The sequence below is a fragment of the Kribbella sp. NPDC104740 genome, from assembly GCF_055583505.1.
In genome coordinates this window covers 903476-916384 of the sequence record NZ_JBVJNV010000003.1, presented here as the reverse complement: position 1 = coordinate 916384, position 12909 = coordinate 903476, and the positions used below count along the sequence as shown (strand labels likewise).

11 protein-coding genes are annotated in these 12909 nt (G+C 69.7%); 8 read left to right on the top strand and 3 right to left on the bottom strand.

Features of this window, described 5'->3' with window-relative positions:
- Positions 1-20: 20 nt before the first annotated feature.
- The 4 genes from ACZ6Z4_RS20450 (at position 21) to ACZ6Z4_RS20435 (ending at position 3720) form a co-directional block, all read left to right on the top strand.
- Positions 21-632 (top strand): PEGA domain-containing protein, encoded by a 612-nt coding sequence (locus tag ACZ6Z4_RS20450; protein WP_465566405.1) that lies wholly within the window; start codon positions 21-23, stop codon positions 630-632.
- A 326-nt stretch (positions 633-958) separates the two neighbouring features.
- On the top strand, positions 959-1831 hold the full coding sequence (locus tag ACZ6Z4_RS20445) for a dimethylarginine dimethylaminohydrolase family protein (protein ID WP_465566402.1): 873 nt from the start codon (positions 959-961) through the stop codon (positions 1829-1831).
- A gap of 77 nt (positions 1832-1908) precedes the next feature.
- Entirely contained in the window at positions 1909-2988 is a 1080-nt protein-coding gene (hisC, locus tag ACZ6Z4_RS20440; protein WP_465566399.1) for a histidinol-phosphate transaminase, read from the top strand.
- Between the two features lie 18 nt (positions 2989-3006).
- Complete coding sequence (locus ACZ6Z4_RS20435; RefSeq protein WP_465566396.1) at positions 3007-3720, top strand: SDR family NAD(P)-dependent oxidoreductase; 714 nt, start codon at positions 3007-3009, stop codon at positions 3718-3720.
- Between the two features lie 127 nt (positions 3721-3847).
- Here ACZ6Z4_RS20435 and ACZ6Z4_RS20430 read toward each other — a convergent pair whose 3' ends face one another.
- Together ACZ6Z4_RS20430 and ACZ6Z4_RS20425 are read right to left on the bottom strand one after the other, a co-directional pair.
- Positions 3848-4444 (bottom strand): hypothetical protein, encoded by a 597-nt coding sequence (locus ACZ6Z4_RS20430; RefSeq protein ID WP_465566391.1) that lies wholly within the window; start codon positions 4442-4444, stop codon positions 3848-3850.
- 535 nt (positions 4445-4979) lie between these two features.
- The gene (locus ACZ6Z4_RS20425) at positions 4980-5966 is read right to left on the bottom strand and encodes an EamA family transporter (RefSeq protein WP_465566388.1); all 987 of its coding nucleotides are present in this window, start codon (positions 5964-5966) and stop codon (positions 4980-4982) included.
- A 175-nt stretch (positions 5967-6141) separates the two neighbouring features.
- On the opposite strand from ACZ6Z4_RS20425, the gene ACZ6Z4_RS20420 reads away from it, so the two are divergent.
- The 4 genes from ACZ6Z4_RS20420 to ACZ6Z4_RS20405 all read left to right on the top strand — a co-directional run bounded on the left by ACZ6Z4_RS20420 (position 6142) and on the right by ACZ6Z4_RS20405 (position 11310).
- Entirely contained in the window at positions 6142-7458 is a 1317-nt protein-coding gene (locus ACZ6Z4_RS20420) for a phytase (RefSeq protein ID WP_465566385.1), read from the top strand.
- Between the two features lie 353 nt (positions 7459-7811).
- Positions 7812-8978 carry a pyruvate dehydrogenase (acetyl-transferring) E1 component subunit alpha gene (pdhA, locus tag ACZ6Z4_RS20415; RefSeq protein WP_465566382.1) on the top strand — a complete coding sequence of 389 codons (1167 nt, stop codon included), beginning with the start codon at positions 7812-7814 and terminating at the stop codon, positions 8976-8978.
- Entirely contained in the window at positions 8978-9955 is a 978-nt protein-coding gene (locus tag ACZ6Z4_RS20410; protein ID WP_465566379.1) for an alpha-ketoacid dehydrogenase subunit beta, read from the top strand. The genes pdhA and ACZ6Z4_RS20410 overlap by 1 nt, the downstream gene beginning before the upstream one ends.
- Positions 9955-11310 (top strand): dihydrolipoamide acetyltransferase family protein, encoded by a 1356-nt coding sequence (locus ACZ6Z4_RS20405; protein WP_465566377.1) that lies wholly within the window; start codon positions 9955-9957, stop codon positions 11308-11310. The genes ACZ6Z4_RS20410 and ACZ6Z4_RS20405 overlap by 1 nt, the downstream gene beginning before the upstream one ends.
- A 62-nt stretch (positions 11311-11372) precedes the next feature.
- Here ACZ6Z4_RS20405 and ACZ6Z4_RS20400 read toward each other — a convergent pair whose 3' ends face one another.
- Positions 11373-12827, bottom strand: a complete 1455-nt coding sequence (locus ACZ6Z4_RS20400) for a S8 family peptidase (RefSeq protein ID WP_465566375.1) — start codon at positions 12825-12827, stop codon at positions 11373-11375.
- Positions 12828-12909 lie beyond the last annotated feature (82 nt).

Sequence of the window (12909 nt, the reverse complement as noted above, 5' to 3'; positions counted from 1 at the left end):
GAGCGACGGAGGAGACACAGATGGACGAGGAGAGGCCGCGCCTCTGGCTGCTCAGCGGCGTCGTGGTCGTCGTCGTCGCGGTGCTTGTCGGCGGCTACCTGGTCTTCCGCGGCGGCGCGGAGTCCGAGCTGACCATCCGGTCGATCCCGAACGACCTGACGCTGACGATCGACGGGCAGCCGATCGTGGCCAACGGCAAGGTGAAGATCAAAGCCGGTCAGCACACGCTGAAGGCCGAGCGGGACGGATTCCAGTCCTACAGCCAGACGGTGACGGCCAAGGGTGGCGACCCGCTGTCGGTGAAGATGTACCTGTACGCGAACGGCCCCGCCGGACGGACCTGGGCGCAGAACAACCCCGACCAATCCCTCGAGGCCGAGGCCGAGGCCGGCCGCAGGTACGACGAGATCCAGCGCCGCCTGGCCGCGAAGTACCCGGTGATGCGCGAGCTCCCGTACGTCGGCCCCGGTTTCAAGGCGACCTACGAGGCCTCCAAATCGGACCCGGACAACCCCGAGGCGATCTCCCTGAAGATCCGCACCTACACCCCTGACGGCCGCACCAAGGCCCTCCAGTGGCTCCAGGGTCACGGCTACGACCCAGCCACCCTCGACATCATCTGGACCACCTGACAACAGGAGCGCGCCCCCCATCACCGCGGACCAACGCGTTCCCCGGCGCCGAACAACGCGTTCCCCACCGCAGAACAACGCACTCCCCACCGCCGAGCCAACAAGTGGTGCGCGAGATCTCCATCACCTCGCCCCCAGCCTTCCCCACCCGACGAGCCTGAAACCCAAGACCCACCGCACCGAGCCGCCAACCCCAACCCCCCGCGGCGGCGCCCGCACAACCCTCCCCCCATCCACCGGGATTGACGCCGGACCACCACATCTGCACACTGACTGATTGTCGGACAATCAGAGGATCCGTCGATCGAGTGCGAAGAGGTGCGTCAATGGGTCAGCCGCTGGGGTGGGGTCGCCGGAACCTGATGGTCCGTCCGGACCACTACCGGATCGACTACGTGATCAACCCGTACATGTCGACCCAGGACCAGCCCGACCCGGAGTTGGCGAGCAAGCAGTGGGAGTCGCTGCGGCAGGCCGTCGTCGACGCGGGCGGGACCGTCGAGGTGCTCGAGCAGCGGCCGGACTCGCCGGACATGGTGTACGCGATGAACGTCGGGCTGGCCACCGCCGACGGCCGGGCGATGCTGTCGCACATGCGGTTCGAGCCGCGCCGCAAGGAGTCGCTGTCGGCGGCGCGGTGGTTCACCGACAACGGGTTCCAGCTCGGCCGGACCGGCTCCGAGGGGGTCGGCCCGCACTTCGAGTCCGGTGACGCGTTCGTCTTCGGCGACGCGCTCGTCGTCGGGTACGGGCACCGCTCCGAGCCGCTCGCGCTCAAGCACCTGGCGACGGAGTGGAACATCCGGGTCCGCGGCCTGCGGATCGCGCACGAGGGCATGTACCACCTCGACCTGCCGTTCTGCCCGGTCGACAGCACCCACGCGATGGTCTACCCGCCGGCCTTCGACGAGCCCAGCCGGGTCGCGCTGGCGGCGATCGTGCCGGACCCGATCGTGCTCACCGACGAGGAGGCGTTCGCGTTCAGCGGCAACTCCGTGGTGGTCGGCGAGACGATCCTGATGCCGGACTGCTCGCCGCGGCTGCGGGAGATCCTGACCGGTCTCGGGCTGCGCGTGGTGGTGCTCGACCTGTCCGAGTTCCACAAGGGCGGCGGCTCGGCGCGGTGCATGACGAACCCGCTCGATTTCGACCTTTCTGGTATTACGGTCGCCGGTGGAGAGGTCATCCTGCCGGAGTAGTCCTCGATCGCTGGACAGTTTGTACAGTCGGCAAGTGAACTCTTCTACGCCGGAGAAGTTGGCTTTAACCTGCCGACATGACCGCACAGGATGAGGTCCGCTTCCGCCCCTGCCTGGACGACGTCGCGGCTTACAAGCCGGGCCGTCCGCCGGAGCGCACCGACGGCCGCCCGACGTACAAGCTGTCCAGCAACGAGAACCCGTACCCGCCGCTGCCGGGCGTGCTCGCCGCGGCGACGGCCGCGGCGGAGGACATGAACCGCTACCCGGACATGGGTGCGGTCGACCTGCTCGAGGCGCTGTCGGAGCGGTTCGGCGTACCGGTCGGTGATCTCGCGGTCGGGACCGGGTCGGTGGCGGTGCTCTACCACCTGCTGCAGGCGGCCTGCGCGGCCGGCGACGAGGTGATCTACGCGTGGCGGTCGTTCGAGGCGTACCCGATCGCGGTCCAGCTGACCGGCGCGACGTCGGTCCGGGTGCCGCTGACCGAGGACGCCCGGCACGACTTCAAGGCGATGGAAGCCGCGATCACCGACCGGACCCGCGTGATCCTGGTCTGTACGCCGAACAACCCGACCGGCCCCGTCGTACGCCGTGACGAGCTGCTCGCGTTCCTGGACGTGGTGCCGCCGAACGTGCTGGTGGTCATCGACGAGGCGTACCGCGAGTTCGTCCGCGACCCCGAGGTCGTCGACGGCGCCGAGCTGTACCGGGAGCGCCCGAACGTGGTCGTCCTGCGCACGTTCTCCAAGGCGTACGGCCTGGCCGGCTTCCGCGTCGGCTACGCGATCGGTCACCCGCCGGTGGTCGCCGCGATCCGCAAGTGCGCGCTGCCCTTCGGCGTCAGCCAGGTCGCCCAGTCCGCCGCGATCGCCTCCCTGCGCGCCGAGCAGGAGCTCCTCGACCGCGTCGAGACCCTCTGCCACGAACGCCGCCGCGTCGTCGGCGAGCTCCAGTCGGCCGGCTGGGACGTCCCCGAAACCCACGCCAACTTCGTCTGGATGCCGCTCGGCGAGGACACCGTTCCCTTCGCCGAGGCCGTCCAGGCCGAAGGTGTCTCCGTCCGCCCCTTCCCCGGCGAAGGTGCCCGGGTCACCATCGGCGAACCCGAGGCCAACGACCTGTTCCTCCAGGTGGCCCGCGCCTGGAAGAAGTGAGGTCGGTACGTTGACGGCGTGAGCCGACAAACGCTGGTCTGGATCTCAGGAGCCTCCGCGGGGATCGGGGCTGCCCTCGCGGCGACCGTGCCGTGGGTCGCCGCGCGGGTGATCGATCTGTCGCGACGGGGTGGTGGGCCTGCTGGGCACTTCGCGGTGGATCTGGCGGAGCCGGGGGAGTGGGCGCGGGTCGAGCGGCACTTCGCCGAGGTGCTGGAGGGGTTCGACGGCGAGCGCGTGGTGTTCGTGCACAACGCGGGGACCGTGGTGCCGATCGGGAGCGCTGGGGTGGTGGACTCCGAGGCGTACGCGCGGGCGGTGTTGCTGGACTCGGCGGCGCCTCAGGTGCTGGGGCAGGGGTTTCTGCGGGCTGTGGCGGGGCTCGACTGCGAGAAGCATCTGGTGATGCTGACCTCGGGTGCGGCGACGAAGGCGTACGCCGGGTGGTCGGCGTACGGCGCGGGGAAGGCTGCTGTCGACCACTGGGTGCGGACCGTGGGGCTGGAGCCGAACGGGTGCCGGGTGGTCGCGGTGGCGCCGGGGGTGGTGGACACGGCGATGCAGGGGGAGATCCGGAAGGCGGACGACGGCGCGTTCCCGGCGGTGGAGCGGTTCCGGGAGCTGGACCGGACCGGCGGGCTGGTCACGCCGGAGGATGCGGCTCGGGGGATCTGGGGGCTGTTCGACCGGGAGCTGGCGAGTGGCTCGGTGGTGGACCTCAGAACCCTGTGAGGACAAACGAAGAACGGCCCTGAGAAGGAGTGAGGCTTTCTTCTCAGGGCCGTTCGTTGTGTTGCTACCGAGTCAGTCGCCCCACCGAGGCGACGGGTTCGGGTCCTGCATCACTGACCAGGGAGGGTCAGTTGTTCTGGCCGACTTCCTGCTCACAGGTCTTCAGCTGCTCGACGGCGTTCGCGTCGTTGCCGAGACCCAGCACACCGGCGAGGTCCGAAACCGGGACCTGGACGCCGACAGCGTTGACCGGGACGTCGTTGTGGCAGACCTGGAACGGGCCGACCTTGTTGTCGGAGACCGAGATCAGGCCGTCGTCGCCGGCGCGGTACCACTTGCCGTGGTGGTCGTTCTGGCCGACCTCCTGCTCGCAGGTCTTCACGGCGGTGGCCGAGTTGCCGTCGTTGCCGAGGCCGACGATGCCGACGATGTCGCGAACCGGGACCTGGACGCCCACGGCGTTGACCGGGATGAAGTTGTCGCAGGCCTGGAACGGGCCGACCTTGTTGTCGTCGATGGCGATCAGGCCGCCGTCGCGGTCAACGCCGTACCACTTGTGGGCACCCTTGGCGCCGTAGCCCTTGGAGGCCGCGGAGACGGTGTCAGCAAGGCCGCTGTTGGCCTTGGTGTCGTCGATCATGTTCGCGCTGACGACGGTGGCCAGGCCCAGCGTGGCGACGGTCGCCACGGCCGCAGCAGCGGCGATCTTGCGTGTTACCTGCATTATGCGAGGTTTCCTTTCGGGTTTGACGGATTCGTCTTAGTGGGTAACGACGCCTGGGTACGCCGGTTACAAACTTTTTCGTCGAGATTTGTTTCGGATGGATGACAGTCGGAACTTTCCAGGCGGCAGACCACCAGATCCCTGACGCCGCAACGACCGGCCTCTGACCTGGGAACTTGCCGGTAACTGAGGGCGCAGCGGGTTTGCCTGCCGGGGCCGGAAAGTCGTTCCCGCGAGTTCCGGGCGATCGCGTAACCGATCCCCGATTTCCTCGTTGTGTCATCGCGGGAGACGGATCGCCCGGTGATTCATGGAGATTTCGGTGGGCTCGGTGGCCGTCGAATCGGCAATACCATGGTGAATCGGTATGTCGTCGCACTATTACCGGAGTTCGCGCCGTGTTTTTTCGGGGCACAGCGCGCGGCCGGTGACTCTGGACCCGCTGCCGCGCGCATCGGCAGCGGTGGGAGACCCGGGCACCCCATGGGAGCCCGGGTCTTTCCTATTTCGCGCGCGCCCGCGCGCGCGAAGTGGTCTACTCCGCCGGAGGAGCGCCCGCGCCGCTCGCCGGCGCCTTCGCCGCCACCGAGGCCGTCGTAGGCCGCCGCTCGGCGGTCACCACCAGCGCGACCCCGAGCACCACCACCGCGCCGCCGATCAGGATCGTCGTGGTCACGTGCTCGCTCAGGATCAGCCAGCCGAGGAACACCGCGACCGCCGGGTTCACGTACGCGTAGGTGCCGATCAGCGAGATCGGCGCGTTGGCCAGCAGGTACGAGTACGCCGTGTACGCGAGCAGCGAGCCGAACACGACCAGGTACGCGAGCGCCAGCCACCCCTTGGTGTCGACCGCCCCGAGGTGCAGCCGCCCGGGCTCGCCGCGGAGGAGCCCGATCAGGATCATCGCCGTACCGCCGATGGCCATCTCGTACGTCGTCGCGACCAGCGGGTCGCGCGGCAGCCCGAGCCGCGGGGAGAAGCGGGAGCCGATCGCCCAGCTGATCGTGCCGAGCACGAGGATCGCCACCGACAGCGGCTTCGCCGTCGTGTCGCCGCCGGACACCGACAGCAGCGCGGCGCCGCCGAAGCCGATCAGGACCCCGATCCAGGTCAGCAGCCGCGGCCGCTCCCCGCCGCCGACGCGCAGCAGCATCAGCCACAGCGGTACGGCGGCCACGAGCAGCGCCGCGAGTCCGGACGGGACGGTCTGCTCGGCGACGGCGACCGCGCCGTTGCCGAACGCGAGCAGCAGCAATCCGACGACGCCGGAGCCGAGCAGTTCGCGCCCGGTGACCTTGAGCCGGCGCGCGCCGGAGCGCAGCGTCAGGAAGGTGGCGAGCAGCAGCGCGGCGGCGAGGAAGCGGGAGGCCATCCCGAGCATCGGCGGGATCTCGGCCTCGACCACGATCCGGATCGCCAGGTACGTCGAGCCCCAGACCACGTACACGACGGCGAGCGCCGACCAGATCATCGCGGTGGACGCGGTGCGCGCGCCCGCGGGCGCGGTGACGGTGGCGGTCATCGGACTCCTTGTAACCAGTCAAACTGCAAGACAGTGCTGACGCTATGCCTCACGGGCGCCGGCGGCAAGTGGTTTGACTGCCACCCGGCAGCGGTTTCCTGCCGGGTTCACGCACCGGACAACCGGCGGTCACCGGCTGCCGCGATCGTGACCGCCAACCGTGAGGAGACCGAACATGCGCTACGTCGCTGCACTCGCTGCAGGTGTACTGCTCACCACCACCGCCGCCGGCTACGCCGGGGCGGTCGGGTGGGGGGAGGGAGGGGCCGCCGCCCTCGCCACCGGCTCCGCCGGGGCGACCGGATCGGCCGGGCAGCGGCTGGCCGCGGTTCGCGCCGTCGCCGAGACCGCGCCGAACTGGGACGACGAGGCCGGCGGCGACGCCAACGCCGACGACCCCGCGATCTGGGTCAGCCCGACCCGGCCGGACAACTCCGTCGTGCTCGGGACGCTCAAGAACGGCGGGCTGACCGCGGTCGACCTCACCGGGAAGCAGCTCCAGCACATCGCGACCCCGCCGGCGCCGGTCGAGGGGCAGGAGCCCGGGCGCTTCAACAACGTCGACCTGATCCAGAACGCCGCGATCGGCGGCCGCCTCCGCGACCTGGCCGTCGTCACCGACCGCGGCCGGGACCAGCTGCGCATCTACTCCGTGGACCGCCGCGGCGCCGACGCCAAGGACAAGCTGCTCACCGATGTGACCAGCGCCAAGGCGCCGCTCGTCTTCAGCAAGGACACCACCGAGGTCCAGGACCAGCGCACGGCGTACGGCGTCGCCGTGCTCGCGGACCCGCTCGGCCCGCTCGTCGCCGTCACCCGGCGCAGCGAGGCCCGCGTCGGTCTGTTCCGCCTGGTCGCCGATGGCGCCAAGGTCACGTACAAGCCGGTCACGCACTGGGACTTCCCGACCAGCTTCGAGCTCCGCAACGGCAGCACCTGGTCGCCGTGCGAGGACCCGGGCGACCGCCCGCAGTTCGAGGGCATGGTCTTCGACCAGTCCACCCGCACCCTGTACGCCGCCCAGGAGGACGTCGGCATCTGGCGCGTCCCGCTGCACGGCAAGCCCGCGCTCCTGGAGAAGGTCCGCGAGTTCGGCCGGCCGGCGGCGTACGACGAGACGACGGAGGAGTGCGCCCCGACCGGCCCGGTCACGGCCGACGGCGGCCGGCACCTGAGCGCCGACGCCGAGGGCCTGACGATCGCCTACGAGCGCGGCCGCAAGACGCTCTACGCCTCGAGCCAGGGCGACTCGACCTTCGCCGTCTACCGGCTCGACGCCCGGGGGCTCACCTACCGCGCCGGTTTCGAGGTCGTCGACGGCAAGGCGAGCGACGGCGTCCAGCACAGCGACGGCGCGGCCGTGACCACCAAGTCGCTGGGCGCCCGCTTCCCGCACGGGCTGCTCGCGGTGCACGACGGCGAGAACACCCCCGGTGACGGTGACCGGGAGGGGACCAATTTCAAACTGGTCCGGCGCGAGCAGTTGCCCTGATCGGTACGAACCTGTGACACAAAACACTCGGGGTGGGCAACCGGCGTCACATCGCCCGCCCCGAGCGTGCGCAGGGCCCCGGACCTGACCACCTGATGGACTGGTGTCTCAACGCGGCACGCGTTTCGGTACCGGCGTACGAGTTGGCGTCCAGACAGTTAGCGGATCAACGATCCGCTGGGTACGGTGTCCGGCAAGATGGGCAGTGGTACCAGTGAGGAGGTTCACTGCCGGACGGTGCATCAACCCCTGGATCCACGTGGTCCGCCTGCGAGGCCTCACCCGGCTGGTCAGGCCGGGCAGCGTGCAAGTTGCGGTCGCGGCGATCCCGCGCTCGAACCCGAGGAGTGCATGTGAGTGAGTCGGTGCCGGGCCTTGCCCCGGAAGTGTTCGCGCCCGTCGAGGCGCCGGTCAGTCCCCCACAGGCCTCCGAGGAGGTCGAGTTCGTCCAGCTGCTGACGCCCGAAGGCGAGCGCGTCGAGCACCCGGACTACTCGTTCGACCTCGACGACGAGGCGATCAAGGGCTTCTACCGGGACATGACCCTGGTCCGCCGGATCGACACCGAGGCGACCGCGCTGCAGCGGCAGGGTGAGCTGGGCCTGTGGGCCTCGCTGCTCGGCCAGGAGGCGGCGCAGATCGGCTCCGGCCGCGCGCTGAACTCCAAGGACATGGTCTTCCCGACCTACCGGGAGCACGGCGTTGCGTTCTGCCAGGGGGTGAACCCGCTGAACCTGCTCGGCCTGTTCCGCGGGGTCGACCAGGGCGCCTGGGACCCGCGCGACAACAACTTCCACCTCTACACGATCGTGATCGGCGCCCAGACGCTGCACGCGACCGGGTACGCGATGGGCCAGCAGCGCGACCACGCGGTCGGCGACGCCGAGAACGGCGAGGCCACGATCGCGTACTTCGGCGACGGCGCCAGCAGCCAGGGCGACGTCAACGAGGCGTTCATCTACGCCTCGGTGTTCAACGCGCCGGTGGTCTTCTTCTGCCAGAACAACCAGTGGGCGATCTCGGAGCCGATCGACCGGCAGACCCGGATCCCGCTGTACCAGCGCGCGGCCGGTTTCGGCTTCCCCGGCGTCCGCGTCGACGGCAACGACGTGCTGGCGACGTACGCGGTCACCCAGCAGGCCCTGAAGCGGGCCCGCGAGGGCAGCGGCCCGACGCTCGTCGAGGCCTACACCTACCGGATGGGCGCGCACACCACCTCCGACGACCCGACCAAGTACCGCCTGTCGGAGGACCTGGAGTACTGGAAGCTCAAGGACCCGATCGAGCGGGTCAAGGCCTACCTGGCCCGCCAGGCCGGCGTCGAGCACGACTTCTTCGACCAGGTCGACGCCGAGGCCGACCAGGTCGCGGCCGAGCTGCGCCGCGGCTGCCTGGCGATGCCGGACCCGGAGCTGACCGAGTTCTTCCAGCACGTGTACGTCGAGATGCCGGACGAGCTGGCCGAGCAGCGTGACCAGTTCGCCGCGTACGCCGCTTCCTTCGAAGGCGAGGCCCGGTGATGACGAAGATCAGTCTCGGCAAGGGCATCAACGCGGGCCTGCGGGCCGCGATGGAGAACGACCCGAAGGTCGTCATCCTGGGTGAGGACATCGGCAAGCTCGGTGGGGTCTTCCGGGTCACCGAGGGCCTGCAGAAGGACTTCGGCGAGGACCGGGTGATCGACACCCCGCTGGCCGAGTCCGGGATCATCGGGACCGCGGTCGGCCTGGCGCTGCGCGGGTACCGGCCGGTCTGCGAGATCCAGTTCGACGGGTTCGTCTTCCCGGCGTACGACCAGATCATCAACCAGGTGGCCAAGATCCACTACCGGTCGATGGGCAAGCTGCGGATGCCGATCGTGATCCGGATCCCGTTCGGCGGCGGCATCGGCGCGGTCGAGCACCACTCGGAGTCGCCGGAGACGCTGTTCGCGCACATCGCCGGCCTCAAGGTGGTCGCCTGCGGCGACCCGGTGGACGCGTACTGGATGATCCAGCAGGCGATCACCTCCGACGACCCGATCGTCTTCCTGGAGCCCAAGCGGCGCTACCACGAGAAGGCCGAGCTCGACGAGAGCGTGCCGCCGGCGTTGCCGCTGCACAAGGCGAAGGTGGTCCGCGAGGGCACCGACGCGACGCTGTTCTGCTACGGCCCGATGGTGAAGACCTGCCTGCAGGCCGCCGAGGCCGCGCTCGAGGACGGGCGCAACCTCGAGGTCGTCGACCTGCGGACGATCTCGCCGCTGGACCTGCGGACGATCTTCGACTCGGTGAAGAAGACCCGGCGCGCGGTGATCGTGCACGAGGCGCCGTTCTCGCTCGGCCCCGGTGCCGAGGTCGCGGCGCGGATCACCGAGGAGTGCTTCTACCACCTGGAGGCGCCGGTGCTCCGGGTCGCCGGGTACGACACTCCCTACCCGCCGTCGCGGATGGAGGAGGAGTACCTGCCCGACCTGGACCGGGTGCTCGACGGAGTCGACCGGGTGATGGGGTACTGATGGGCATCCAGCAGTTCCGCCTCCCCGACGTCGGCGAGGGTCTGGTCGAGGCCGAGATCGTCAGCTGGAAGGTCAAGCCCGGCGACACGGTCAAGCTCAACGACACCGTCGTCGAGATCGAGACCGCCAAGTCACTGGTCGAGCTTCCGGTGCCGTACGCCGGCACCGTCACCGAGCTGCTCGTGCCGGAGGGCGAGACGGTCCCGGTCGGTACGCCGATCATCGCCGTCGAGACCGAGGACGCGACGCCGGGCGACCTGACGCCGCCGGTCACCGAGGGCACGCCGAAGGAAGACCTGGTCCCGGACACGGGCCGTACGGCGGTGCTTGTCGGCTACGGACCGCGCACGACGGAAGCCAAGCGCCGCCCGCGCAAGGGTGCGGAAGCAGCAACTGCTCCAGTAGTGGAAGCATCTGCTCCTGCGCCGGTAGTAGAAGCGCCTGCACCTGCTCCGGTAGTTGCCCCCGGCAACCTGCACGTGCTCGCCAAGCCCCCGGTGCGCAAGCTCGCCAAGGACCTCGGCATCGACCTCACCACCGTCGTCGCCACCGGCCCCGGCGGCATCGTCACCCGGGCGGACGTCGAGAACCACACGACTGCTTCTGCAGTGGAAGCAACAGCTCCTGCTCCAGAACCGTTCGCCGTACGACCGGCAGCCGGCGACGTCCGCATCCCGGTCAAGGGCGTCGTCAAGGTGATGGCCCAGGCCATGGTGAACAGCGCGTTCACCGCCCCCCACGTCACCGAGTGGATCACCGTCGACGTCAGCGCCACCATGGAGCTCGTCGAGCGCCTGAAGACCGACAAGGCCTTCAAGGATCTCCGCGTCTCCCCGCTCCTGATCGTCGCCAAGGCCGTCACCCTGGCGGCCCGCCGTACGCCGATCGTCAACGCGGCGTGGGACGAAGCCAACCAGGAGATCGTCCTCAAGGGCGCCGTCAACCTCGGCATCGCCGCGGCCACTCCGCGCGGCCTGATCGTCCCGAACATCAAGGGCGCCGAGTTGCTCACGCTCCCCGAGCTGTGCGGCGCGCTGAACGGCCTGGTCGCGACCGCCCGTGAGGGCAAGACCTCCCCGGCCGACCAGGCCGGCGGGTCGTTCACGATCACCAACGTCGGCGTCTTCGGCGTCGACGCCGGGACGCCGATCATCAACCCCGGTGAAGCCGCGATCCTCGCCTTCGGCGCGGTCCGCAAGCAGCCGTGGGTGGTGGACGACGAGATCGTCCCGCGTTGGATCACCACGCTGGCGCTGTCGTTCGACCACCGCCTGATCGACGGCGAGAAGGGCTCGACCTTCCTCGCCGACGTCGCGAGCATCCTGGAAGACCCGGCGCGCGCGCTGATGTTCTAGCAGACAAAAGGAAAGAGGGGGTCCCGGGCGGGGGACCCCCTCTTTCAGCTTTCAGCGGTGGTTCACCAGAAGCGCTTGACCGCGTCCAGCGCGTCCGCGATGCCCTCGCCGTAGAACGCGTTGCGCGCCGTCGTACCGGTGCAGCGCGCGTCCGGCGTGGTCGGGCAGGCGGTGTCGTCGGCCTGACGCTGCAGCGCCTTCTCGAGGTCGCGCGGGCCCCACCACGGGTGCGTCGACTTCATCAGCGCGGCGACACCGGCGACGTGCGGGGACGCCATCGACGTACCGCTCATCGTGCCGTACCCGCCGCCGGGCAGCGTCGACAGGATGCTGCTGCCGGGAGCGGCGACGTCGATCGAGCGGAGCCCGAAGTTCGAGAAGCTGCTCTTCGCCCGCGCCTGCGTGGTGCTGGCGACGGTGATGACGCCGGGCAGCTCGGTCGGGATGTCCAGGCAGTCGTTGTTGATGTCCCGGGTGACCGGGGTGGTGTCGTTCGGGCTGGACGTGTCGGTGGTCTTGTTCGACAGGTCGTAGTTCGAGTTGCCCGCCGCGGCGACCGACAGGACGCCCTTCTTGGTCTGGTAGTTCATCGCCCGCCGGACGGCTTCCTGGACCGCGCCCTGGTCACCGTCGTCGTCGCACCAGAACTGCCACGGGTCGATGAAGTAGCTGTGGTTGGTGACGTCCATGTGGTGCTCGGCGGCCCAGACGAACCCGCAGATCGCGTACTCCGGGTAGATGAACCCGTCGTCGTTGACGACCTTCACCGAGGCGATCTTGACGCCCGGCGCGACGCCGACGATGCCGACGCCGTTGCGGGCGGCGGCGATGGTGCCGGCCACGTGGGTGCCGTGCGCGCTGGTGGTCGGGCGCCAGCCGCCCGGCGTACGGTCCGGGACGCCGTTGCCGGTGCAGTTGACCGAGTTCTTGGCGTCGAAGTTCGGCGCCAGGTCCGGGTGGGTGTCGTCGACGCCGCTGTCGGTGACGCCGACCAGCACGCGCTTGGAGCCGTCGGTGATCTGGTGGGCCTGGTCCGCCTTGATCTGGACCATGTCCCACTGCTTGGTCTCGTCCGGGTCCGGTACGACGGTCGCCTCGCCGGCGTTCAGGCCCTTGGCAGCGGCCTTCTTCGCGGCGCCGACCGGTCCTTCGGACACGGCGGCGGTCCGGGTCGCGCCGACCGACTGGACCTCGCGGCCGTCGCGGCCCTTGCGGACGTCGGTCCGGAAGTCCGGGTTGGTCGACTGCGCGATCACCACCCCGAGCTGGTCGTACGACGTCACGACGGTGCCGCCGGCGGCCTTGACCGCCTTCTCGACCTTCTTGACGTGCCCCTTCGAGGCCTTGGTGTTGACCACGTAGTTCATCAGGACGCCGGGCTCGGCCGCGGCGGCGGTGCTGCTCGAGGGTGCGAACGGGGTCGCCTGGGCGGCGGTCGCGGCACCGGCGGTGGTGAGGGCCAGGGCCGCCACCGCCAGGCCGGCGCTCAGCCGGCGGGTACGTGAAGTTCGGGACACACTCTCTCCTCAGGGCACGGAGCGAAACGGGACGGCAACGCTCCGGTGAGCCTAGATCGGATTGCCCGCCACGGACACCGAC